Consider the following 23692-nt stretch of genomic DNA (forward strand, 5'->3'; position numbering starts at 1 on the left):
TATACTATTATCAAACGATAGGTTAGTTTTTGCATGATTCTTATAACGTTTACGACTAGAACTTATGATTGGCATTAAAGGTTTTCAAATTCGTCACAAATTGTTCCTAGTGTTCGTGCTGAGCAACATTTTGTTGATTGTCTCCATGTGGCAAGTGTTCCAATGGAGCTTTGACCGTGGTTTCGTGACCTATGCGACAGAACGTGACCGAGACTTTTTGCAACAAATGGCAAACCGCACTGCCAATCTTTATATCTATTACGATGATTGGTATTTCTTGGTTCAAGAAAGTCGCTTAGAAAAACAATGGCAGCAGGCCAAGCTTGAAAATATTCGAGATTTAATACCGCCTCCAAGCACGCCTAATTTGGACTTAATTTACCCTTCCCAATATTACCGTCAACGCTTCTTACTTTTCAGTAAAGACAAACTGCCACTAATTGGCGATATTAAGTTTGATGACGCCGAAACTCATGCGGTCGTGGTAGACGATAAACTGGTTGGTTATGTCGGCTTGCGCTCAATGCGGGCACTGGTCCAAGACCAGACTTTGCGGTTTGTGCGCCAGCAAGGTGAAGCTTTCCTCTTGATTTCAGCATTTATGCTGACCATTGCCGCTCTGCTAACTTGGCCATTAGCGCAATGGTTAAGTCGCCCTATTTGTACGGTACGCCAAGCGACCAAACGACTTGCTGCTGGAGAATTTGAAACTCGTATTAAAATCAAAGGCACGGACGAGCTTGCCGACTTAGGTCGAGACTTCAATAATCTAGCTTCAACACTTGAACGAATGCGTGACGCTCGCAAAAAGTGGGTCGCTGACACCGCCCATGAACTGCGTACGCCAGTCGCGATCCTGCGTGGCGAGATTGAAGCCATGCAGGACGGTATTATTAAGGTTAATGACAATTCACTTGCTTCCCTGCAACAAGAAATCGTGCATATTGCGCGATTAATTGATGACCTCAATCAACTATCCATGCATGATATGGGCAGTTTGAGTTACCGTATGGAAGAAGCAAGTCTTAATGAAATTTTAGAACAGACAGTCTCTTCAATGCAGCTTCCTTATGATGAGGCAGGTTTAGAACTAGAGCTTGTAATCGTGAAAAAAGCACCAATTATAATCACTGGTGATGACGATCGATTACATCAGTTGTTTGCCAACCTTATGAATAACACACTGAAATACACCAACGCACCAGGTAAACTAACAGTCACCCTGACTCGCGAAAACAAAACGGCTGTTGTGCTATTAGAAGATACGCCGCCGGGTGTCAGTGATGAAGATATCAAACATATATTTGAGCAATTTTTCCGCGTGGAAAACTCACGCAACCGTGCGACTGGCGGGCGTGGCCTTGGCCTTGCCATCTGTACGAATATTGTCGATGGACATCAAGGCTCTATTTCCGCTTACCACTCTCCATTTGGTGGGTTGGGAATACGTGTGGAATTCCCTTTAAATTGATATGGAATCGATAGCTATGAGCAAAGTACTGATTGTAGAAGACGAACCGAAATTAGCTGAGTTGATGGCGGCTTACCTAGAGCAAGCTGGTTATGAACACCACCATATTGATCGTGGTGATCAGGTAATTGATTACTTAAAAAACAACCAAGCTGATTTAATGCTATTAGACCTTATGCTTCCAGGTCTTGATGGCGTTGAAGTCTGTAAACAAGTGCGTCAGTTTAGTGGCATGCCAATTATCATGGTAACCGCTAAGGCTGAAGAAATTGACCGTCTAATCGGTCTAGAAATGGGCGCGGATGATTATGTATGTAAACCATTTAGCCCACGTGAAATCGTAGCACGTGTTAAAGCCAACCTTCGTCGTGTTGAACTAGACCAAACAGAAGCGCCAAAGACCGATGGCTTCGACCTTGATGCTGACCGTCTACGCGCAACCTACAAGGGCGAGTTGATAGACTTAACGACGGTAGAGTTCCAGTTGCTACAACTATTGATCAAAGAACCAGGTCGTGTATTTGGTCGTGATTTGATCATGAAGAGCATTTACACTGACAGCCGCGTGGTAAGTGACCGTACTATCGATAGCCATATCAAGAAGCTACGCAAGAAAATTGCAGCTGTGGCACCTGAATTAAACGTAATTCATTCGGTTTACGGCGCTGGTTACCGCTTCGAAAATAACGACTAATTTTTATTAGTCGTTACGTAATACCTTTATTTGAAAATTAGGCAGTTCACATGGGCGACTTTTTAGCAGTAGTGGAGTTCTCGATCTCCGTTACTGCCCCCATCTTTCTAGTACTCATTGTTGGAGTGGTATTAGAGCGGATCGGAATGATTAATGACAACTTCGTAGAGGTTGCCTCCAAGATCATTTTTAACGTTGCCATGCCTGCCTTAATTTTCATCAATATGACGCAGCAAAGCACAGATCCAGGTAATCATCTGTCGCTAATGCTGTATGGCTTAGTTGCCACTTTTATTTCCTATCTCATACTGGAAATAATCGCAGCAAAACTCATCAAAAAGAAAAGTGACCGCGGCATCGTCATTCAAGGAGCGTTTCGCTCAAATATGGCCATTGTTGGCCTTGCTTATGCCGTAAATGCCTATGGCGATGAAGCACTTGTTGTTGCTTCGATGTATTTAGGTGGTGTGATGGTGCTCTATAACATACTAGCCGTAATCACTATCAACCGCTCAATGAATGCTAACAAAAGCATTGGCGACTCATTAAAATCCATCGCTAAAAATCCACTTATTATTGCGATTGTCGTGGCATGGATTGCGAATCAAATCAATCTTCAACTGCCTGAAATTGTAACCCAAGCAGGCAACTACTTTGCACGTATGACACTCCCCTTAGCACTCTTGTGTGCTGGTGCATCATTGCGCTTCAAGGAGCTCAAGCAAGACCTATCCCCCTCTCTGTACGCAACCATCGGTAAGTTAGTTGTCATTCCCTTTGCCCTTACTTTGGGCGGGTATTTATTAGGTTTTCGCGGTATTGAACTAGGGATTCTTTTCCTAATGTCTTCGGCGCCATCCGCTTCGGCTGGCTATATTATGGCTCGTGCAATGCATGGAAATGCAGTCTTAGCTGCCAACATCATTGTTTTAACCACACTTTTCTCGCTACTCACCACAAGCCTAGGTGTCACCATTCTGCGTGGACTCAATCTCATTTAAAAATAATTTAACTTTTTAAATGAGAAGCACTTGCATTTAATGTTAATTAGCTTTTAAATAGTAATCATTCTCATGACAGAACGGATGATTACACATGATCGTACAAGCAAGCCAGCTTTTTGAGGCCAATGGTGAAACCAACCAGAGCTATGCTTATTGGTTGTCTGGTCATCAGCACGTACAAAAGCCACTTAGTGGTCTTCATCTTATTCAACAGCAGCTGCATGTTTTTGAGCCAGTAACCGTTCAAGAGCAAGTACGAGCAGGCGTATACATCACGTTCAATACATCAGGCGCCCTAGGAAAACTTCAAAACGCTTCCCCGATCCAAGTTTTAGCCGTGTATGAGAATGCACAGGTGGATTGGGAGGTAACTCATGAAGCGCAATTTAACTGGACTCAGCTATACATTAGCTGGCAACAGCTTAGCAACATTACCGGTGAAGGCGTGCAACAAGTGCAAGCTTTCTTTATTCGCCATGTAAGCAAAGAAACAGGAACACCGCTTAACCTAACATTGACCAGCACACTTAATACCGAGTTTAACCGCCTGCTGGAGCGTGAAGGTAAGCAGCTTGCCTTAGTCGGCAAACTCTATAACTTAATTTTGCAGACCATTGAACATGTGCAGATTCAGCAGCACATCAATCAATGTGACGAATGCCACAAGAAGCTTTATGCCTGCCAAAATGCAATTGAGGCAGAGCAATTTAATACTGCCGATAATTTGGCAAAACAAGTCGGACTAACACAAACAGCCTTGGAACTCGGCTTCACCGTGATCACAGGGATGAGCATTGGAGAATATCAAATTGAAGTGGCTTTTCGTCGCGCATTAGCTCAGCCACACAATGGACAGACCTTAGCCAATCGCCTCACAGCCGATACAGGCTGGAACAAGCATGAAATTGAGAAGGCTTGCCTTAAGCGCTTTGGGGTGATGAGCCACCAGCTTGGCAGTATGCAGTAATATCGAGGAAGTTATGAGCAACACGATCGGCCTATTTTATGGTACGGACACCTCCAATACAGAAATGGTTGGACAGAAAATCCAGCAGCAGTTCGCTGAGCTAGGAAGCACAGTGGAGCTGCATGATGTCAAAGACACAGACATTGAAACTATGCTGAATTACGACTTTTTAATTCTTGGCATTCCAACGTGGGATTTTGGTGGTATTCAAAGTGACTGGGAGGATATCGGTGATGCACTTTCAGCGTTAGACCTGAGCGGTAAAACCGTTGCGCTTTATGGTCTTGGAGACCAATTTGGTTACGGCGATTTCTTTGTTGATGCCATGGGTTGGTTGCATGAAAAATTACTGAATACTGGAGCAACATTTGTTGGCCAGTGGTCAACCGAAGGCTATGACTTTGAAGCTTCTCGCGCAGCGAATGCCGATAAGTCTGAATTCATTGGCTTAGCCATCGACGAGGACCAACAATTTGACCTTACTGATCAACGTGTTGAACAGTGGGTGATACAGCTTTATGCAGAGCAGGCACTGGCAGCCGCCTAAGGTTAGATAGACTGGCTCACGATTTTGCACACGACTCGTTTGGCTTCCACTCATTCGCTGCCTCGAATGACCAAATTCGTGCAAATAGTGATTAACCAAAGGTTATTTTCTGCATAAAACGCGCTTCCCCTTTCTCTCTCCTGCTTTTGGGGAAGCGTGTTTTCTTTTTTTTTCATCCTTTTGTAAGCTTGCTGCTTCACCCACGATAATTGAACAGCATGAACCTGACACTCCTCGACATTTGTCTTATTTTTGCCTTGTCTATTTTGGCTCTATTGATTTGGCAAAACTTTAAGGTGCGTGAATTTGCTCTTAGACGCGTCAAACAAGAATGCGAAAAGATAGAGCTACAAATACTCGACGACTCTATCTATGGTAGTCATTGGCGCCCTACATTTGAGCATGGCCAACTCAAGATAAGACGCCGTTATCGCTTTTATTTTACCGCCACAGGTACAAATCGTTACCAAGGGGAAATCGAAATGCTTGGCATGCAGCAAACGCATATTTATTTTGAGCCTCATGCTTTCTAGTTAATTACCATTTAAAGGACTAGATCAAAACGCTATGGCTTATCTGCACTCAGCTATTTACAAAAGTGAGATTAAGTTAAATACTCTAAGGTAACAATAAGGGTATTACCCAAAATAACTACAACTATAAATAATCATAGGTGGAATAACATGCTGGCGAATCTAAGTTTTAGAGCCAAATTATCGATATTGCTTATTTGTAGCATATTAGGTTTTGTAATAGTAACCATCGTTGCTCTGAATGGCATGAGTGCGCAGACTTCAGCGTCTGAACGCTTTGAGGTTATGTCAAAAGTACAAAATGACCTCTCCTCTCTTGTCATTTCCAATATGTCACTCTACGAAAAGCTTGATCGGCTAAGTAACGAGTCTTATGACACTTTTGTCAGCGATCTCAATAAGAACCAAGAAGACTTTTCTAGTTTGCTTCAAAAAGACTTGGAACTGGTTGATCAAGCCGAAATTGAAGCCGCTCTATCCAATATCAACACACTGTTAGAGCAGTATTCTTCGGACCTACTAGAGCTTGTTTCGCTCAATCAAACGTTAGGCTTCACCGCAAGCTCAGGCCTAAAAGCCGATATTGCGCTACTGGGTGAAGACGTAATAGAAAAGGTCTCTTTCTTAAGTCTGGTAAAACAAGAATTTTTGCCTGTACGTGAAGCTGAAAAGAACTTTTTATTTGAACCGACCGCTGAAAATAAAGCCTTCTTTGAAGAACGCTATAACAAGTTTTACAAACGTGTGGTGAACTTCGGTTTAGAAGAGCGCTTCGCGGATGTCATAAAGGCTTACTACGACAAAGTACAAGAGTACGACGTGGTGGTCGCCAACCTCATCACCAAGCAACAAAGTTTTGATGCCCTTCGCACAAATTATAATGTTGCGACCAATGATACTCAGCAATTACTGAAACAAGCTGTTACCGATGCGCGTCAGCAAGCTTCCAGCCAATCTCAGAAAGCCAGTGTTAGTGTGATTGTTGTAAGCATTATTGTTGCGGTCATTGCTGCTTTGATGATGATGTGGATTGGCCGCAACGTAAACACAACCCTAAACCAAATCATACGTGACCTCAGCAAAGTAAAAAGTGGTGACTTAACAGCGCGCCTATCGATCAATCACAAGCGTAATGACGAATTCGATGCTTTATGTGGATCAGTGAACGAAATGACCACAGGATTGGGTTCTGTAATTGGTGACGTGGTTCATACCACTAATGACGTTAGCAATATGGTGAGCCAACTTAACAGTGCCGTGGTCAACATTGCCGACAGTAACCGCTCAGTCAGTGAACAGACCAACTCTCTGGCGGCAGCCACCGAAGAAATTTCAACAACTATTAGTAGCATTTCTCACACGACAGAAGAGTTAAGTGAGCAATCAAAAAATACCTACGAGTCTGCTCGTATTGGTGCCGATACCATTAAGGGCGCCCTGTCAAATTTAGGGCAAACTATCGAAGTGGTAAATCAAACAGGTCGCCAGCTTAACGAACTAGGGCAATTGTCGAAAGACATCGATAACGTTATCGGTATGATCAACGACTTGGCAAACCAAACCAATCTTTTAGCCTTGAACGCGGCGATCGAAGCTGCCCGAGCTGGAGAAGCTGGCCGCGGTTTCTCAGTCGTGGCAGATGAAGTGCGTTCATTAGCAGAGAAAACGGTGGATGCGACAGCCAAGATTACCGACATCGTAGGCACCATTCAAAGCTCAACACAATCCGCTATCTCAACCATGAACAGTGGGCAAGAGAACTTACGCTCGATCGAGGAATACAGTGAGAAAGCCGAGCTGGCTATCCGTGAAATCGAGCAAAATGCACGCACTAGCTCAGCGTCTTCAGTCGATATGGCCCGTTCCATTCAAGAAGTTGCCAAAACTGCGATTCATATGAGTGAAGAAATGGACCGTATTGCTCAGCAATTACAACGAGACAGTTCTGACATCGGCAGTATTGAAGGCAATACACGTCACATTCATGATCAAGTATCGTCACTTGAAAAGAAAACAAGCGTGTTTACTACACGAGTTTAATACCACTAGTTATAAAAAAACCGGCGCATTGCGCCGTTTTTTTTGTATTTTCTGAAAGCCTAGAGATGGCATTCATTCTGAATGATTAGAGCTCAGCGAACTCTTTTTCCCAACGCTTCGCTTCTTTCTTAGAAGGACCACCCACTTCATTCACTGCGTGACGAAGACGAGCACGGGTCATATCGGGACCAAGAATGCTCATCGAATCAAACACTGATACAGACGCAGTTGTTCCCGCTACCGCAACAAACAATGGCGCAAAGAAATCTTTTGGTTTGATGTCCATTGCTTGCGCAAGAGACTTCATTTCAGCAAAGATCTTGTCTTTTTCCCAAGAGCGAAGAGCTTCCAGTTTCCACAGAGCAAACTGCAGCGCTTTACGAAGAGTTTCCTCTTCCATCTTGATCTCAGAGAACGATGCAGCGGTCACGTTTAACTGACCTTTGAAGAAAAAGCCTGCCACGTCTGCGACATCTGAGAAAGTATCAATACGTGGAATAATCAATGGCAAGATTGCATTCACGTATTCGCTGTTTAGACCCCACTCGGCAAACTTCTGAGCAAAATCAGCAACCGATAGATCTTCACGAATCCAAACGCCGTTCAGCCATTTCAGTTTTTCAACATCGAATACTGGACCACCCAAGGAGACACGTTGGATGTCAAAATGCTCGATCATTTCAGACAGAGCAAACTTTTCACGCTCATCAGGCATCGACCACCCCATACGACCTAGGTAGTTGATCACTGCTTCTGGCAAGAATCCCATGCGCTGATAGTACAAAATCGATGTTGGGTTCTTACGTTTAGACAGTTTAGATTTGTCTGGGTTACGCAACAGCGGCATATGGCACAGTGTTGGCATTTCCCAACCAAAGTATTGGTACAACAAAATGTGCTTCGGCGCTGAGTTGATCCACTCTTCACCACGAATGACGTGAGTGATTTTCATTAGATGATCATCGACTACGTTCGCTAGGTGGTATGTTGGTAGACCGTCTGCTTTTAACAGTACTTGCTGGTCGATTTGCGCCCAATCAATTTCGATCGTGCCACGCAGCATATCCTGTACCACGCACGTACCTTCTTCAGGCACCTTCATACGAATAACGTATGGCACGCCCGCTTCAAGCTTAGCTTGCACTTCCTCTTGAGTAAGCTTGAGCGCACGGCCGTCGTATTTCTGCGGCAAGCCCTGCTCTTTTTGCTCAGCACGCATTTGATCTAGCTCTTCTGGCGTTTCAAAGGCATAGAATGCATGGCCTTTTTCAACCAATTCTAGAGCGTAATCTTTATATATATGACCTCGCTCACTTTGGCGGTATGGACCGTGTGGACCGCCAACATCTGGACCTTCAGACCATTCCAATCCCAACCAGCGCAGGGCATCAAGGATCATTTTCTCCGATTCAGGGGTACTGCGTGTTTGGTCAGTATCTTCGATACGTAGAATAAATTCACCGCCCATTTTTTTGGCAAAAGCCATGTTAAACAGTGCGATGTATGCAGTACCAACGTGAGGGTCGCCAGTTGGAGAAGGCGCAATACGAGTTCTAACCTCAGACATATCCTATCTCATTAATCGGGTGAATAATGGTGCGTATTATATGCCTGTTAACCAGTATCGGTAAGGGTTATTCACGATCTTTTCTACGTTAGCATGCAACTAATAAGATTTTCTGTCCCTGCACCAATTCAACTCACAACAACCACAAAACATGCACACAATATGCACAAAGAAACAAAACGACGCTTCTCTAAATACTCATCCGAAGCCCACAAAATGACCGGTATACCCTTAAAACTCATTGACTTAATTAACTATATGACACGTTAACGAAGCCTTACATTGCTACTACCGACTCTGGCCTAATTGTTGCTAATTCATTGAAAACACTAATAACAACACTAGCTTTGCCAACCCATAGAGGACAAATCGGATGTTACTAATACCTGGAACCTTGCTGATTTCAGCTCTGCCCTATCTCGCTCGTTTAGCCTTGTTTCTAATACTTGGAAGCATCGGCCTTATTAGCCTATTTAGCTTGCACAACTCACCACTTATGCCCCTGATTGTCAGCAGCTGCTTAATACTACTGTCCTATTTGAGTCTGTCTCATATTGCCCTGACCAAACTTCGCATTGAAGAAATACTAACCATCGAAGCGACGAACCAAAGCACTAATCTGAGCCTGTCTTACAGCGATCAAGAGTTTAATCAAGTCGCGACCTTGATTAATTCATTAAAACGCGCCATTGGCGTCAAAGATGAACTGTTAAGAAGCTGTGCCACCGAAGCTCAGTTCACCGCAACGGAACTATTGAGTTCTTCCAATGACGTGGCGCAAGGTGCAATGAAAGAAGCCGCAGCATTAGATGAACTCGCTTCAACTAGTGAAGAAATAAGCGTCACCATCAATGATATTGCCAACCGTTTAGGCATTACCACAAAGATGGCAATACAAACGTTAGAACGTTCCGATACTGGCTCTAAAGCCCTTTCAGAGCTTGCTTCCAAAATTGAGCAGATGAATCGCTCCGTATTAAACAATCAAACACAAATGCAAACGCTCCAGCAAGCATCCAGCAACATTTCAACTTTTGTGTTACGCATCGATGACATCACTGAACAAATCAATCTATTAGCTTTAAATGCTGCCATTGAATCGGCTCGAGCGGGTGATGCTGGGCGAGGCTTTGCCGTCGTCGCTAACGAGGTTCGAACCCTAGCGTCTAATACGGAATCGGTGACCCAAGAAATCTCCATTTTAGTAAAAACAATGAACGAGCAAGTCAGCCTTTCTAGCAGAAACAGCGACACTATGATCGAACAAGCTCACATGGCACATGCTTCGTTAGAGAACGCTCAAGAAATGCTGAACGAAATTCGCGACGCAGCCAAACAAACTCAAGCGCAAATGGAACAATCTCGCACAACTGTGTTTGAATTTCAGTCCGCCAACGAGGGTCTCTGCCAACGTTTACAAGAAATCGCCAATGTCAGCGAGAAGCAAAATCAAAACAGTCAAAATGCCAAAGATATGGTGCGTTACTTAGAATGGCTTTCAACTCGATTAGCATCACAGGAGGTGTAACATGTTGATGATAGTGACCTGCGTTGGACTTTGCCTTGCGTTATCTGGTGCAGCGACCCTCCGCTACTATATGTCTCTGAGAGCAACCAAAACATTAACAGTTCAAGGATTAGATGGTTTACGCCAGCTAATAGAGATTATTAAACTGATTCAGCAACACCGAGCGCTTCATGGAGGGTACATAAATGGCAACCGTGAATTTGGACAAAAACTCACCTTGCTCGAGGCGGATTTGAATCATCGCTTTGATCAATTAGAGCAACTACAAGAGCGGTCCAAGCTACCATACGAACTTGGCACAAAGTCCCTGCATGCGAAATGGCAACACCTTCTAAACAGATCGTTTCAATCCAGCGAACACAGCTTTGCAACGCATTCCACCTTGATTAGCCGTGCTCTTGACGGCTTATGGGAAATCGCTGACAAATTCTCTTTAACTACTAGCCAAGATGCCGAAGTGAGGAACCTAGCGAACAAAATGGTCAAAGCTTTGCCAGAATTAACAGAGTCCTTAGCCCAAATCCGAGGATTGTCTGTTCAGGTTGCCGCACGCCACGCAATCAGTGCCGATAAAAAACTTCAGCTCATGTATATCTTAGCACGCATTGATGAGCGCTTATCAACGCTCACCCCATACTTCCCCGAGCCTCATCAACAGCAACTTAAAGCGTTTTTACAGATCATTCGTAGTGGCACTGAAAACGCTAATTTAGGTGAACAAGATCCAGATTATTTGTTCAAAGAATCTACGCAGGTCATTGATAAGCTTTATGACTGTATCTTAGAAGGATTTCAAAGCATTAATCAAAAAGTTAGCGCTTAAGACGGAGTTGCGGCAAACGAATACCGATCTCTACATCCGTTCTTAAAGTCACCATTGTACGGGCAAACTGGCAATGCTCCAGTTGCCCGTCGAGCAGTTTTTGAAACTTGTCTGGATAAATGGATAAGTCTGCATAAACCTCTTCTAAACTGCATTTCTCTTTAAGGATTTCCACAGAAGATTTCGGACCAATGCCTTTGACACCAGGAATATGGTTCGTGGTATCCCCGACCAAGGCCCAGTAATCGGGCAACAATTCAGGCTTAACTCCATATTTTTGCTCCACCCAAAAAGCGTCATAGCCAATTTTTGCAAAATAGTCATATTGCAGGATATGCGGATATTGTAACAGTTGGGTATAGCCCTTATCCGTTGAAACAATCATCGAAGGAATGTGGTGCTGGCTAGCTTTGAAGGCTAAAGTGGCAATTAAGTCATCGGCTTCCCAGCCAGTGAGTCGCAAGCAAGGCCAGCCATTGAAGCGAAACACTTCTGCAAAGCGAGGCATGGCTTCTAGTAAACTGTCGTCCATAGGGGCTCGCCCGAGCTTATACTCTGGAAAGAGCTTATGACGCCAAGTCTTAGCTGGCGAATCGAATACGATCGCCATATATAGAGGCTCGTACTGAGCCACTAATTTTGCCAAGGCATCAATACATAGGCTTTGCGTGCGTTCAATGCGCCTGACTTCATCCGTTTCGCTCTCTAAAGCCGCATGTAAACGTCTTATCAAGTTTAAGCTATCAATGAGTAAAAGCCCGTTTTGCACTGCCACCTTCCACTTTGTGTCCTACATATAAGGCATCATTCTACGTTATTCTGAAACACAATTGGGAGTTTGCTAGCCCATGCATGACATGTTCAACAGAGGAAACGTTATGGACACTAAAACAATTCTAACCAGTGCCACCGTCACAGGGTTGCTACTGACCTCCATATCAGCTTTAGCCGCACCGGAAGCCATTGTGATTGAACGCAATGGTAGCCAAGTGACCGAAAAGCTGAGTAACGCAGCAGAACTCAGCTTCACGCCTGTTGCAGGGACGATTATTCCGATTGGTAAAAATTATGCACCCTTTCAATTACCGGAACTTTATGACACTGAGCGTCGGAATTGGAGTGATCACTTAGGCCAGCCCGTTCGCGTAGAACACAAAAGCCGAGATCTATCTCTTGAGGGCACACTAGAAGCTGTAAACGACCGCTATTTCACCTTAAGTGTGAAACGCGTGTCCGCAAACTACCCATTGAATGACTTTTACTTAGTCCCATCTTTAGCGGCCTCAAAAAGTCGATCCACGCTAAACTATCAAGGCTTACTCACCTATCAAACCTCGGATATTCACTGGCAACCTGAACTGACCATGATCATTGATGATCAGGACATCACTTTGGTGCAGCAAGCAAACATCCAAAATAACTCATCCATAGATGTGGAACTTAATTCAGCACTGCTGCACTACAACCAAAATTCTAACGTGATACGCCCGATGATGATGAAAGGTGCCATGGCCAGTGACATGTCGCTAGAACGCAGTGCGCCTGCTACGGAGTACAGCGACAGCGAAATCACTCTTGAATTGACTAAACTGGCGCTGCCAGCGGCCTCTCAAACTTTGGTCGACTTGGGCAAAACCAACAGCCGCATCAGTAGTCGTAGCAATGTTAGTAAGGTGTACAGCTACCCTTCTTCATCCAAGCTGAACTTAAGCTTCACCCAACAAATACGCTTCGACAGCCCAAAGGATTTGATTCCTGGTGTCTATCAAACGCTTTGGCATAAAAAACCTTACTACTTGAAAGGAAATCCTGTCGCGCTGCAAGACACTCGCGAAGGAGCTGAAGTAGAAGTGATGCTCAACCGTAGCCTCGATTTAACAGGGGACATTACTTTGTTAACGGAATCACAAAGCAAGCAAGGCCCGACTCAAACTTGGGAGCTGACACTGAAGAATCTATCGAAGCAGCCTCAAAACTACGCCATTACTCATCGTTTAGAAGCCCCCATTCGTGAGTTATCGTTGCGTTCTCTGGAGCAAATCGATGCCCAAAGTGTTGCCTTAAAAGGCTCAATCGCCCCTAATACGACTTACCAAATCCGCTATACAGTGGAACTTGATCAACCTAAGTAAGTTCGCAACTGCCTCACAAAACCTAGAGTTCTAGCGAGAGCTCTAGGTTCCATGTAAAATTTTTACACAATAGGTCAGGTCGTTTTTGGGAATGGGTATGATATTGTCAGTAGTCATACAAGGTATAACAAAAATGACAGTATTCAGTGTTTAGACCGTCAGGTAATATAAATTTATTTCATATCGAGGCAGAAAAGGAACCTATGAAAAAGCAAATTATCGCATCGATTGTTGTCGCGGCGGTCACGTTACCCGCTGCGCAAGCAGAAACATTGAGTGAAGTCTATAATTTAGCCAAGACACATGATCCAAGCCTAAGAGCAGCTAACGCCTCTTATCGTGCAGACAAAGAACAAGTCGATGTCACCCGTGGTAACTTATACCCAAACATCAGCTTCAGTGGCAATCTAGGGTATACCAAAACAGATCCAGATAACGCTGATTCCTTCAATAACAAGCAAAACCAGCTTGCTTTAAACCTAAACTACCCAATTTATTCTCCAGCGTTGAACTACGGCGTTGATGCAGTTGAACTAACATTTAAAAGTTCAGGCGTTGAGTTTGAACAAGCTCAAGAGCAGCTTATCTTTAACACTCTGAACGATTATTTTGCCGTACTGACCGCCCAAGCGACACTGGATACGACTCGCTCACAAGTGAAAAGCTATGCCGGTCAACTTGATCGTGTGAAAAAACAATATGAAGTGGGCTTAGTGTCCATTACCGATTTACAAGACGCTCAAGCGGCTTATGATTCTATTCTAGTCACCGAGCTGGAATCTGAAGCACAACTTACCATTGCATTGGAGGCTCTTTACCAGCGTACTGGTAAAAGCATCACAAGCATTCCTCGTTTAGCGGAGAACTTCCCGATTCAAGTGGATCCCAACTTGAATGCAAGTGATTTGATTAAGCGCGCCATGGCAGCAAACAAGAATGTTCGTATTTTAGATCTGTCCGTTGAATCGGCACAGAATAACATTAACATTCAAAAAGCGAGCGGTCGCGTACCAACCGTAGCGATCACTGGCTCACTTGCCCGTACCGACAATGACTACTCCGTGGAAACTTCATCTCGTACAGATGGCGTGACTAACACCTCTTCGATCGGTCTTGGCGTCAACATCCCCCTCTACAGTGGTGGTGCGATTAACGCTTCGATTCGTCAAGCAACCGCTAGCGCTGAAGCGGCGGTAGAAACTCGTGCTAATTCAATTCAAGACATTGAGTTGAACATTCGAAGTGCGGTACTTCGCTTGAAGACACTTGCAGCTCAGGTAAAAGCTCAGAAACAAGTTATCATCTCTTCTGAAAGCGCCCTAGAAGCGACTCAAGCAGGTTACGATGTTGGTACACGTAATATCGTCGAACTACTGGATGCGCAGTCTACTTTCTTTGATGCTAAGAATACTTACGAGCAGCTTCGCTATAGCTTCGTATTACAGCAAATCACACTGGATCAGTTAACTGGCGATTTGGATGAAGCCGACATTGCCGCGCTGAACCAATGGTTGATTTAACCCCTAAGGGCTAACTGCTACCAATAAAAATGCCCAGCACTTGCTGGGCATTTTTGTAGGATTCATGCGTCGAACTACTTGGCAATCAACTGCTCACGCTTAACGAATTCCACCAAAATCTTATAAAGATTAAAGGCATCGACACTGCCAGCCAGCTCTCGAATAGAATGCATACCGAAAGTTGGCAAACCGATATCTAAAGTTGCGACACCAATTTCCCCCGAAGTAATCGGGCCAATAGTACTACCACAAGCCATATCACTACGGACTACGAATGTTTGAGCAGGCAGTCCTAATTCGTTAGCAATGTCTTTGTAGACTGCTGCCGTTTCGCTGTTGGTGGCATAACGCTGGTTGTTATTCACCTTAATCACTGCGCCTTGATTGATCAAAGGTGCATGCAGCTGATCATGTTTCATGGCGTAGTTAGGGTGCAACGCATGGGCATTGTCCGCTGACACTAGCATCGAATGCTGTACCGTTTGCGTGTATTGCTCAGGCACAGGAATTAAGCGGCGCAACACATCTTCAAGGAATGGGCCATTCGCACCACAGGCAGATAAGCTGCCGACTTCCTCGTGATCGGTACAGATCAAAAGCGTTGGTCGGCTCGAATCTGCGTGCAAAAGCGCTTGCAAGCCAACGTAACAACTCAATAGATTATCCAAGCGCGCAGCACTGATATAATCTCCATGCAAGCCGGTAATCGCCGCTTTCTGCACGTCATAAAGGCTCAATTCAAAACTTAAAACAGATGCCACAGTCACGTCATTATGTTGACGTAAAATTTGCTCTGACAATAATTTTTCAAGTTCAAAAGTATGCTCTACGCCACACAGAATCGGTAAGATTTCTTCCTGTGGATTCACTTTAAAACCATCCGTGTTGACGCCACGACTTAGGTGGATGGCTAAGTTTGGCACCACAGCAATTGGGTCTTTGAAATCCACCAAACGGCTTTTCAGTTCACCTGTTTCTGTCTTAAAGGTTACGCGACCAGCAATGGATAAGTCTCGGTCCAGCCAAGTATGCAACAACACACCACCGTATACTTCAACGCCCAATTGATGATAGCCAAAGCGCTCCACATGAGCATTTGGTTTCAACTTCAAACATGGGCTATCCGTGTGTGCGCCAATCATGCGAAAACCTTGATGGGCAAAATCAAGTGTTGGCGTGGTAAAAGCAATGATCGATGAGTCATTACGTGTGACGAAATATTTGCCTGCTTCGCTGATCACCCACTCTTCTTGTTCATCTAATGCCTGGTAACCGGCGGCCAGTAGCTCTCGCTTCATCGTTGTTACGGCGTGAAACGGTGTGGGGGAATCATCAAGAAATGACAATAAACAATGATTAAAGCTGGCTTGATTCATATTTTCCTGCTGGGTCAATGAGATAAAAAACGACTTTTTCTCCACTGGACTGGTCTTGTCGATACGAGTCTAATATGATTTTAAAGAATCAAAGACAAATCAGTTTAAGGGAACCAATCGCGGATGATCTACAAACGCCTGTTGTTAAGTCTACTTCCAAGTATCGCGTTAGCCAGCGGTTCCGTTTCGGCGTATGAAAAACTCGAACCACCACACGATTACGACCGAGTCGCACAAGAAATCGTATCAACACTGGAAAGCGTTCACTATAACAAAACTCTGATCGACGATGAAATCTCAGAGCAAGCTTTCGATAATTACTTAGATGCGCTCGACCCGTCCCGTAGCTTCTTCCTTAAGAAGGACGTGGAAGCTCTATCTAAATATCGCGACGCATTTGACGATGCGTTACGCAATGGTAACTCACAGGTCGCTTATGACATCTACAACCTTTACTTAGAGCGCGCCGAAACGCGTCTTGAAAAGGTCTTAGCGGACATTCCTGAGATGGTGAAAGGCTTCAAGTACGATATCGATGAAAGCCTCAACGCCGATCCTGACAAATTGGTGTGGGCAGAGACCGATGCAGAGCTAGATGATTACTGGCGCAAACGCATCAAAAATCGTGCCCTAACGCTAAAACTAAACGGCGAGTCCGAAGCAGACATTATTGATGCAATTGAACGCCGTTACAAAAGTCAGCTAAAGCAAATTGATCAAACCAACGCAGTGGATGTATTTCAAAGCTTTGCCAGCTCAGTGACAGCCGTACTTGACCCTCACACGAGTTATTTTGCACCGCGAGCGTCAGAAGCCTTTAACATCAATATGAGTTTATCTCTTGAAGGCATTGGTGCCGTGCTACAAATGGAAGACGACTACACCAAAGTCGTGCGTTTAATTCCAGGTGGTCCAGCCGAAGCACAGAATGAGCTGGCGCCAAACGACCGTATCATTGCGGTTGGCCAAGAAGGTGAGCCGATGGTCGATGTCATCGGCATGCGCTTGGACGACGTCGTCGACATGATCCGTGGCGAACGTGGCACCAATGTCATCTTGGAAATCATTCCAGCTAACAGCAATTCGCAAAACAGCAAAAAAATCACCATTACCCGTGAGAAAGTAAAGCTTGAAGATCAGTCGGCGCAAAAGAAAATTGTTGAAGTAAAACGTGGCGAGGAAACCTTTAAGGTAGGCATCATCGAGCTACCAACTTTCTACTCTGACTTTGCAGCTATTCAACGTGGCGATCGTGACTATAAAAGCTCTACCCGTGATACCAAAAAGCTTATTGAAGAACTGCAAGAAGAAGGCATCACTGCCTTAATTCTAGATCTTCGTAATAACGGCGGCGGCTCATTGCAAGAAGCCAACTCCTTGACAGGCCTGTTTATTCCTGCTGGCCCGGTCGTGCAAATTCGCGATGCTTCTGGCCGTGTCAGTATTCTGGGCGATCAAGATCGTGAAGTAGCCTACAGCGGCCCTATGGCGGTAATGGTGAACCGCATGAGTGCTTCAGCGTCTGAGATCGTTGCGGGTGCACTGAAGGATTACGGTCGTGCCATTATTGTCGGTGACCAAACCTTTGGTAAAGGTACTGTTCAAGTGCTACAAGAGCTTGATAAAGGCCAATTGAAAATTACCCAGGCGAAGTTCTACCGCGTTTCAGGGGAAAGTACACAGCACAAAGGGGTAATGCCGGACATCAACTTTCCATCTTTAATCAACACGCAAGAAGTAGGCGAAAGCGCTCTTGAGAATCCGCTACCTTGGGATAAGATCCATGAAACACGTTACCCTGTGTACTGGAACTTTGAAGAATATGTGGCGGACTTGACGTCCCAACATGAGAAACGCATTAAGCAAGATGCCAACTTCGTAGCCCTAGAAGATCAAATTGCCTACGTCAAAGAACAAACGGAGAACTTCAAGTCAATTTCATTGAATGAAAAAAACCGTGAACAACAGCGTGAGCAAAATGAACAGCACGAGTTGGATCGTGAAAACAAACGTCGTCAGGCACTGGATCTTCCCACCATTGATAATGTCGATGATATTAAGGCACCAGAAGAAGATGTTTACGCTCACGAGGCCGCAGAGGTCATCTTAGACTTTATTAGTCTCTACCAGCAAAACCACTAGAATCTGGCCATCTGTTTAGACTATCTGGCGATAGTCTAAACAGAACTACCAAGAATTAACTCAATCACCACACCTTTTAGCACAAAAGCTAGCATTCCAAGGCCTAAACCGCCGATAATAATAAAGGTGCCAAGTTTTCCGGCATTAGATTTACGAGCTAAGTCCCACATGATGAACAACATAAACAGGCAAAAGCCTGTTATTAGCACTGTCATCATAATGGATTCAAATTCTTCTATTTCCATTTATAACCTACAGATTAGATATTCAATTTAAGTTATGGCTAAAGCTTCTTCAGACCGCAATACCATTGACCTATTTGGCACGGTTCGCGGCCGCCCCCGCACTCACCCGCTGCCTCGTAAAGACCAACTCAAGGCCAACAAACGCGCGCAGCGTGTAAAAGAAAAATCGCTAGGGATGAAGCGAGTCGAATTAGTGATCGACGAGGATACCGTAAAAAAGCTCGACATGCTTTGTGAATTATCAGGAATTAAACGCGCCGATTGGTTAACCATGCAAGTTGCCCTTGCGTTCAATAAAGCCAAAGTCCCTAACAAAGAAGGCTGATCCGACGATGGCAAAGCTCTACTACTATTATTCGGCTATGAACGCGGGTAAATCTACAACCCTACTGCAGTCAGCTTACAACTATCAAGAGCGTGGTATGAGCACCTTGCTGTTAACTGCTGCACTCGACGATCGCTACAGCCAAGGACAGATTACCTCGCGTATTGGCATTGCTGCAGACGCTGAGATTTTTCGCGCTAATACAGAGCTTTATCTACTCATCGAACAACATCACCAGCATGCAGCACTGGGCTGCATACTGGTGGATGAAGCACAATTTTTAGCCAAAGAGCAAGTCTACCAGTTATCCGAAGTGGTAGACCGTTTAGACATACCTGTTTTAGCCTTTGGTATTCGTACCGATTTTCAAGGGGAATTATTCCCTGGCAGCCAAGCCTTATTGGCTTGGTCTGATAAGCTGATCGAGCTTAAAACGATCTGTCACTGTGGTAGCAAAGCCACCATGGTTATTCGAGTAGACAGTGAAGGTCATGCCATCAAGGAAGGCACTCAAATCGAAATCGGCGGTAATGATCGATACATTTCCGTGTGCCGTAAACATTTTAAAGACGCGATGAAGGACTGATACATGTGGTTTAAGAACTTACAAATATTCCAACTCAAAGACACGGAAAATTTCAGCAGTACCGATTTGATCGCCAAGCTTCCTGAACATCCATTGCGAGAATGTGGTTCTCAGGATGAATTTACCTTTGGCTGGATGCCGCTCATCCGCAACAGTGAACAATGGTCTGTTGCCAGCGATCTTTGTCTCCTGATCCGTGCGGGTAAAGAAGAAAAAGTTCTACCCAGCGCGGTCATTCGAGAAGAGCTCGAAGCCAAGGTCTCTGAAATCGAAGTGGTGGAAGGCCGCAAAGTAGGCCGTAAAGAAAAAGCTGATATTAAAGATGAGCTTGTGTTTAGCTTACGTCCAAAAGCCTTCGCCAAACGCACCGACATTTGGGCCTACATTGATTTAAAAGCGAAATTATTGGTTCTCAACAGCACTAATGCTGGTATGACAGAACAACTCTTCAAACTGCTGCAAACTACACTAGGAAGCTTTCCTATGGTGCCTCTGCAAGCACAAGCTTCACCGGCGATGGTGATGACTGATTGGTTGATGAAAAACGATGTTCCAGCGAGCCTCGAAACAGGCGATGAATGTGAAATTGAAGACTCATCTGAGGATAAAGCCAAAATCCGCTTCAAATCCCTTGAGCCACTTTCAGAGGATGTTACGCGCCATCTTGAGCAAGGCATGAGTGTGAAAAATCTCGCCCTACGCTGGACCGATAAAATGTCCTTTGTTCTTAATAGTGACTTAACTTTAAAGAAAGTAAAATTCGACGATACTCTAAAAGAATCAGCGTTTAACGATTCTCAGGGCGGTGCATTGTCAGATATGGATGCCAATTTTTCACTTATGTCGTTAACCATTCGCGAGTTTTTTGAGTCATACAAACTGTGGTTCGAGATCGTCGACGAATAACAGTTTTCCACAATTTGGGTGGATAACCATGGGGAGAAAGACGGCAATGCTAGCAACAGCAAGTATCAGCCTGCTTTCTCCCTTTTCTATGCTATTAAATTTCCTTCAACAGCCTTTTTTAAGAACTCGATAGGACCTGACATCATGTCAAAAATGCAACAAGAAAAGCAAATAGCTCAACGAGTTACCATCGTGGGTGCTATATGGGATACGCTTCTCGGCATTGCCAAAATCATTGCGGGTTGGCTATCCCAATCACAAGCACTGGTAGCGGATGGGATTCACTCTTTATCGGATTTAGTCACCGACGTATTCGTCATCATTGCTTCTAACAATGCACGCCAAGCACCTGACAAAAACCATCCCTACGGACACCTTCGTTTTGAGACCTTAACAACCGTTATTCTCGGCGTAGTGCTGATAGTCGTGGCAACAGGGATTGTATTCGAATCCTTCAATAACGAAAGCTCACCAACCACTACATGGTACGGCGTTTCGGCGGTAATCCTGACCATTGTTATCAAGGAAATTATTTTCCACTACACTAAACGTGCAGGAGAAGAGATTGGCAGCAAACTACTGGTTGCCAATGCTTGGCACAGTCGCAGTGATGCGCTTTCCTCGGTTGCCGTTTTAGCAGGCTTAATTGGTGTCTATTTTGGTTACGCTTGGGCCGACCGAGTCGCCTCCGTGATCGTCGGCTTTTTCATCGGTAAAATTGCCGTGGAGATGATCTGGGATAATTTAAAAGAACTGGTCGATACCGCTCCCGACCCTAAGACCATAGAGCAAATTCGAGAAACCGCTGCGGGCTTAAAAAACATCATGGCACCTCATGATATCCGTGCTCGTTCCATGGCTGGCAAAATTTTCTTAGACATGCACATCCACGTGCCTGCTCATGCGACCGTTAGCGAAGGCCATTATCTTAGCGATCTAGTGGTGTACACGATCAAAAAAGCCCATCCACAAGTACAAGATGTAATGGTACACGTAGATACCGATGATCATATTCAGGCAGAAGACACCTTAGATCATGAACACACAGGTCGACCACCAGCCCTGCAACTTCCTGCACGAGACCAGATCCTAGCCGATTTAGGCTTTATGCTGCGCGCGCACCGCGATTATATCGACCTTGAACAAACTCAACTGCATTACCTAAATAAAACGCTCAACATCCACCTTATTGCCAAAGCAGCACAAGCACCGAGCACGGATTTAAGCAAGGTGACGCAAAGCATTTTGTTTGACCTGCAGAACATTCCTTATGGCAAGGATCATAAGGTACTGTGGTTACAGGATTAATCCTCACCTTCATCATTGAAGTCTTGATCGTCTTCTGGGAGCGCCAGCTGTTTGTTGGTTTTCGCTCCCATGAGACGCAGACGCTCCGCTCGGCTAATAAGGTTGCCGCGCCCTATCGTCAGTTTTTTCATGGCTTGCTCATGACTTCGAGTTAACGCATCAATACGGGTGCCGATCTCGTCCATATCTTGGACAAAGCCAGCAAACTTGTCGTACATTGCCCCCGCTTGACGGGCAATTTCCAAGGCGTTTTGACTTTGCTTCTCGTTGCGCCAGATATTTTGTACGGTTCGCAGTGTGGCCAACAAGTTTGACGGCCCAGTAATAATAATATTGTGCTCAAAAGCTTCTGAAAATAAGCCGTTTTCCGCTTGCAGCGCTAACCCATAAGCCGCCTCGATTGGGATAAACATAATCACAAAGTCGAGCGAGGTGATGCCTTTTAGATCGTGATAATTTTTCGCACTTAACTCTTTCATATGACGACGAATCGCGTCTAGATGTTGACGCAAGGCTTGTTGTTTCTGCTGTTCATCTTCCGCCTCCACATAAGCCAGATAACTCACCAAGACCATTTTGGAATCGATGATAATCTGTTTGCTCTCCGGCAAGTGGACAATCACATCGGGCTGATAACGCTTCCCTTCCTCGTTATTGAGCGATACTTGCACTTCGTACTCGCGGCCTTTCTCTAAGCCTGAGCGCTCTAAAATTCGCTCCAGAATCATCTCTCCCCAGCCGCCTTGAATTTTATTTTGACCTTTTAGTGCTTCGGTCAAACTCATGGCATCGTCGCTGATACGCTGGTTAAGCATTTGCAGATTCTTGATTTCTTTGACTAAAGAAAACCGCTCACGCGCCTCTTGGTCGTAACTTTGCTCAACACGCTGCTGGAATTCATGAATTTTCTGACCCAGAGGCGTTAGTAATGCGTGCAGCTGGCGTTCATTTTCATTGGCAAGGCGCACGCCCTGCTGCTGCATAATATCTTGCGCGAGTTGCTTAAACTGCACTTCGTTTTGGCGCTTTTGCTGTTCCAAAAACTGCTCTTTTTGCTGCCAGATTTCCTGCGCCGCAGCAAACTGTTGTTCTAATGTCAGCGCCTCTTTCTCAAGCTGATGCACCTCTTGTTGAGAACGTTCGAAGAGTTGGCGTGTTTGTATCAATTCCTGCACAGATTTTTCATGCTCAGCCTGCCACTTACGCTGGATTCTCTGTACAATACTGGCCGCGATGGCGGTCGTGATAGCAACACCAACAACACATCCCAAAGCAATCCACACAGATTGTTGCAACCAGTCTGTCATTTTATTCAGCCCGCCATTTTACTTTTAAAAACAATCGCTAAGCGAAGTTTACATGGATTACTACCAGAGCCCAACACACGAACAGCGCTTTGATCTGGAAATTAAGAACAGCCAGTTCATTACGACCGTGCGCCGCACCCGTGGCCGAGACGAAGCTAAAGCGTTCATTTTAGAAATGAATCTGCGTTACCCAGATGCCAATCATAACTGCTGGGCGTTTGTAGCGGGTGCGCCGAATAATGTGCACTTGTGGGATCAAAGTGACGATGGCGAGCCCAAAGGGACTGCCGGCAAGCCTATGCTGAATGTATTACAGCATTCAAACTTTGGCGAGATCACTGTCGTGGTGACCCGGTATTTTGGAGGCATTAAACTCGGTGCAGGTGGGCTAGTTCGTGCTTATAGCCAAGCGGTTGTGGAAGCCTTAGATAAGGTTGAATGGCAAGAAATTTATCCGCGACAAACCGTTTTCATCAAGATCGCCTATCCTTTGTTAGGTAAGGTGGAATATTGGTTAGAGAACAGCGACATTGATGTGGATGACAAACAATTTTCCGAAGACATTGAAATAACGCTCGCGGTGATTGAGCGCACTTGGCCAGAACAAAGACAGGCTCTGATCGATTTATGTCAGGGCAACATTAAGATTATTGAAGACGAAAAAGAGTAGT

General features: G+C 44.9%; 22 protein-coding genes. 17 read left to right on the forward strand and 5 right to left on the reverse strand.

Going from position 1 to position 23692, the window contains the following annotated elements:
• The first annotated feature begins 64 nt into the window (after positions 1 to 64).
• The 7 genes from ASC49_RS01150 to ASC49_RS01180 all read left to right on the forward strand — a co-directional run bounded on the left by ASC49_RS01150 (position 65) and on the right by ASC49_RS01180 (position 7256).
• A complete protein-coding gene (locus ASC49_RS01150) occupies positions 65 to 1471 on the forward strand; it encodes an ATP-binding protein (protein ID WP_055461374.1) in 1407 nt (468 codons plus the stop codon).
• A 16-nt stretch (positions 1472 to 1487) separates the two neighbouring features.
• Complete coding sequence (locus ASC49_RS01155) at positions 1488 to 2165, forward strand: response regulator (protein WP_055461375.1); 678 nt, start codon at positions 1488 to 1490, stop codon at positions 2163 to 2165.
• A gap of 50 nt (positions 2166 to 2215) precedes the next feature.
• On the forward strand, positions 2216 to 3166 hold the full coding sequence (locus ASC49_RS01160) for an AEC family transporter (RefSeq protein ID WP_055461376.1): 951 nt from the start codon (positions 2216 to 2218) through the stop codon (positions 3164 to 3166).
• Between the two features lie 94 nt (positions 3167 to 3260).
• On the forward strand, positions 3261 to 4136 hold the full coding sequence (locus tag ASC49_RS01165; protein ID WP_055461377.1) for a hypothetical protein: 876 nt from the start codon (positions 3261 to 3263) through the stop codon (positions 4134 to 4136).
• Between the two features lie 13 nt (positions 4137 to 4149).
• Positions 4150 to 4683, forward strand: a complete 534-nt coding sequence (fldB, locus tag ASC49_RS01170; RefSeq protein ID WP_055461378.1) for a flavodoxin FldB — start codon at positions 4150 to 4152, stop codon at positions 4681 to 4683.
• A 218-nt stretch (positions 4684 to 4901) separates the two neighbouring features.
• Positions 4902 to 5216, forward strand: coding sequence for a DUF3301 domain-containing protein (locus tag ASC49_RS01175; RefSeq protein WP_055461379.1), 315 nt, complete (start codon positions 4902 to 4904; stop codon positions 5214 to 5216).
• Between the two features lie 150 nt (positions 5217 to 5366).
• Positions 5367 to 7256, forward strand: a complete 1890-nt coding sequence (locus tag ASC49_RS01180) for a methyl-accepting chemotaxis protein (protein ID WP_055461380.1) — start codon at positions 5367 to 5369, stop codon at positions 7254 to 7256.
• Positions 7257 to 7341: 85 nt separating this feature from the next.
• Here ASC49_RS01180 and gltX read toward each other — a convergent pair whose 3' ends face one another.
• The gene (gene gltX / locus ASC49_RS01185) at positions 7342 to 8823 is read right to left on the reverse strand and encodes a glutamate--tRNA ligase (protein WP_055461381.1); all 1482 of its coding nucleotides are present in this window, start codon (positions 8821 to 8823) and stop codon (positions 7342 to 7344) included.
• A gap of 373 nt (positions 8824 to 9196) precedes the next feature.
• On the opposite strand from gltX, the gene ASC49_RS01190 reads away from it, so the two are divergent.
• Positions 9197 to 10351, forward strand: coding sequence for a methyl-accepting chemotaxis protein (locus tag ASC49_RS01190; protein WP_055461382.1), 1155 nt, complete (start codon positions 9197 to 9199; stop codon positions 10349 to 10351).
• A gap of 1 nt (position 10352) precedes the next feature.
• Positions 10353 to 11174 (forward strand): nitrate- and nitrite sensing domain-containing protein, encoded by an 822-nt coding sequence (locus tag ASC49_RS01195; protein ID WP_055461383.1) that lies wholly within the window; start codon positions 10353 to 10355, stop codon positions 11172 to 11174.
• On the opposite strand, the gene xni is transcribed toward ASC49_RS01195, so the two are convergent.
• Positions 11164 to 11943, reverse strand: a complete 780-nt coding sequence (gene xni, locus ASC49_RS01200; RefSeq protein WP_055461625.1) for a flap endonuclease Xni — start codon at positions 11941 to 11943, stop codon at positions 11164 to 11166. The two genes, ASC49_RS01195 and xni, sit on opposite strands and share 11 nt — an antisense overlap.
• A 109-nt stretch (positions 11944 to 12052) precedes the next feature.
• On the opposite strand from xni, the gene ASC49_RS01205 reads away from it, so the two are divergent.
• Complete coding sequence (locus ASC49_RS01205; RefSeq protein ID WP_055461384.1) at positions 12053 to 13306, forward strand: hypothetical protein; 1254 nt, start codon at positions 12053 to 12055, stop codon at positions 13304 to 13306.
• Between the two features lie 203 nt (positions 13307 to 13509).
• Positions 13510 to 14826: a TolC family outer membrane protein gene (locus ASC49_RS01210; RefSeq protein WP_055461385.1), complete on the forward strand. Its 1317-nt coding sequence runs from the start codon at positions 13510 to 13512 to the stop codon at positions 14824 to 14826.
• Positions 14827 to 14900: 74 nt separating this feature from the next.
• Here ASC49_RS01210 and ASC49_RS01215 read toward each other — a convergent pair whose 3' ends face one another.
• The gene (locus ASC49_RS01215) at positions 14901 to 16202 is read right to left on the reverse strand and encodes a M18 family aminopeptidase (protein WP_055461386.1); all 1302 of its coding nucleotides are present in this window, start codon (positions 16200 to 16202) and stop codon (positions 14901 to 14903) included.
• 123 nt (positions 16203 to 16325) lie between these two features.
• Between ASC49_RS01215 and ASC49_RS01220 the strand changes: the two genes are divergently transcribed.
• Positions 16326 to 18344 (forward strand): carboxy terminal-processing peptidase, encoded by a 2019-nt coding sequence (locus ASC49_RS01220; protein WP_055461387.1) that lies wholly within the window; start codon positions 16326 to 16328, stop codon positions 18342 to 18344.
• Positions 18345 to 18379: 35 nt separating this feature from the next.
• On the opposite strand, the gene ASC49_RS01225 is transcribed toward ASC49_RS01220, so the two are convergent.
• On the reverse strand, positions 18380 to 18589 hold the full coding sequence (locus ASC49_RS01225) for a DUF2788 domain-containing protein (RefSeq protein WP_055461388.1): 210 nt from the start codon (positions 18587 to 18589) through the stop codon (positions 18380 to 18382).
• A gap of 34 nt (positions 18590 to 18623) precedes the next feature.
• Here ASC49_RS01225 and ybfE point away from each other — a divergent pair, with 34 nt between their 5' ends.
• From ybfE to ASC49_RS01245, 4 genes are all read left to right on the forward strand, one after another.
• Positions 18624 to 18914 (forward strand): LexA regulated protein, encoded by a 291-nt coding sequence (ybfE, locus tag ASC49_RS01230; RefSeq protein WP_055461389.1) that lies wholly within the window; start codon positions 18624 to 18626, stop codon positions 18912 to 18914.
• 7 nt (positions 18915 to 18921) lie between these two features.
• Positions 18922 to 19500, forward strand: coding sequence for a thymidine kinase (locus ASC49_RS01235; protein ID WP_055461390.1), 579 nt, complete (start codon positions 18922 to 18924; stop codon positions 19498 to 19500).
• A 3-nt stretch (positions 19501 to 19503) separates the two neighbouring features.
• On the forward strand, positions 19504 to 20406 hold the full coding sequence (locus ASC49_RS01240; RefSeq protein WP_055461391.1) for a recombination-associated protein RdgC: 903 nt from the start codon (positions 19504 to 19506) through the stop codon (positions 20404 to 20406).
• Between the two features lie 144 nt (positions 20407 to 20550).
• Positions 20551 to 21714 (forward strand): cation diffusion facilitator family transporter, encoded by a 1164-nt coding sequence (locus tag ASC49_RS01245; RefSeq protein WP_055461392.1) that lies wholly within the window; start codon positions 20551 to 20553, stop codon positions 21712 to 21714.
• On the opposite strand, the gene ASC49_RS01250 is transcribed toward ASC49_RS01245, so the two are convergent.
• On the reverse strand, positions 21711 to 23021 hold the full coding sequence (locus ASC49_RS01250) for a DNA recombination protein RmuC (RefSeq protein WP_055461393.1): 1311 nt from the start codon (positions 23019 to 23021) through the stop codon (positions 21711 to 21713). The two genes, ASC49_RS01245 and ASC49_RS01250, sit on opposite strands and share 4 nt — an antisense overlap.
• 52 nt (positions 23022 to 23073) lie before the next feature.
• Here ASC49_RS01250 and ASC49_RS01255 point away from each other — a divergent pair, with 52 nt between their 5' ends.
• Positions 23074 to 23691 (forward strand): YigZ family protein, encoded by a 618-nt coding sequence (locus ASC49_RS01255; RefSeq protein ID WP_055461394.1) that lies wholly within the window; start codon positions 23074 to 23076, stop codon positions 23689 to 23691.
• The last annotated feature ends 1 nt before the right edge of the window (position 23692 follow it).

This window comes from Marinomonas fungiae, assembly GCF_001418205.1.
GTDB classification, from domain to species: Bacteria; Pseudomonadota; Gammaproteobacteria; order Pseudomonadales; family Marinomonadaceae; genus Marinomonas; species Marinomonas fungiae.

Bases quoted from the DNA above. Each gene is read 5' to 3' on its own strand.
- ASC49_RS01150 (WP_055461374.1), top strand. From the start codon at position 65: ATGATTGGCATTAAAGGTTTTCAAATTCGTCACAAATTGTTCCTAGTG.
- ASC49_RS01155 (WP_055461375.1), top strand. From the start codon at position 1,488: ATGAGCAAAGTACTGATTGTAGAAGACGAACCGAAATTAGCTGAGTTG.
- ASC49_RS01160 (WP_055461376.1), top strand. From the start codon at position 2,216: ATGGGCGACTTTTTAGCAGTAGTGGAGTTCTCGATCTCCGTTACTGCC.
- ASC49_RS01165 (WP_055461377.1), top strand. From the start codon at position 3,261: ATGATCGTACAAGCAAGCCAGCTTTTTGAGGCCAATGGTGAAACCAAC.
- fldB (WP_055461378.1), top strand. From the start codon at position 4,150: ATGAGCAACACGATCGGCCTATTTTATGGTACGGACACCTCCAATACA.
- ASC49_RS01175 (WP_055461379.1), top strand. From the start codon at position 4,902: ATGAACCTGACACTCCTCGACATTTGTCTTATTTTTGCCTTGTCTATT.
- ASC49_RS01180 (WP_055461380.1), top strand. From the start codon at position 5,367: ATGCTGGCGAATCTAAGTTTTAGAGCCAAATTATCGATATTGCTTATT.
- gltX (WP_055461381.1), bottom strand. From the start codon at position 8,823: ATGTCTGAGGTTAGAACTCGTATTGCGCCTTCTCCAACTGGCGACCCT.
- ASC49_RS01190 (WP_055461382.1), top strand. From the start codon at position 9,197: ATGTTACTAATACCTGGAACCTTGCTGATTTCAGCTCTGCCCTATCTC.
- ASC49_RS01195 (WP_055461383.1), top strand. From the start codon at position 10,353: ATGTTGATGATAGTGACCTGCGTTGGACTTTGCCTTGCGTTATCTGGT.
- ASC49_RS01205 (WP_055461384.1), top strand. From the start codon at position 12,053: ATGGACACTAAAACAATTCTAACCAGTGCCACCGTCACAGGGTTGCTA.
- ASC49_RS01210 (WP_055461385.1), top strand. From the start codon at position 13,510: ATGAAAAAGCAAATTATCGCATCGATTGTTGTCGCGGCGGTCACGTTA.
- ASC49_RS01215 (WP_055461386.1), bottom strand. From the start codon at position 16,202: ATGAATCAAGCCAGCTTTAATCATTGTTTATTGTCATTTCTTGATGAT.
- ASC49_RS01220 (WP_055461387.1), top strand. From the start codon at position 16,326: ATGATCTACAAACGCCTGTTGTTAAGTCTACTTCCAAGTATCGCGTTA.
- ASC49_RS01225 (WP_055461388.1), bottom strand. From the start codon at position 18,589: ATGGAAATAGAAGAATTTGAATCCATTATGATGACAGTGCTAATAACA.
- ybfE (WP_055461389.1), top strand. From the start codon at position 18,624: ATGGCTAAAGCTTCTTCAGACCGCAATACCATTGACCTATTTGGCACG.
- ASC49_RS01235 (WP_055461390.1), top strand. From the start codon at position 18,922: ATGGCAAAGCTCTACTACTATTATTCGGCTATGAACGCGGGTAAATCT.
- ASC49_RS01240 (WP_055461391.1), top strand. From the start codon at position 19,504: ATGTGGTTTAAGAACTTACAAATATTCCAACTCAAAGACACGGAAAAT.
- ASC49_RS01245 (WP_055461392.1), top strand. From the start codon at position 20,551: ATGTCAAAAATGCAACAAGAAAAGCAAATAGCTCAACGAGTTACCATC.
- ASC49_RS01250 (WP_055461393.1), bottom strand. From the start codon at position 23,021: ATGACAGACTGGTTGCAACAATCTGTGTGGATTGCTTTGGGATGTGTT.
- ASC49_RS01255 (WP_055461394.1), top strand. From the start codon at position 23,074: ATGGATTACTACCAGAGCCCAACACACGAACAGCGCTTTGATCTGGAA.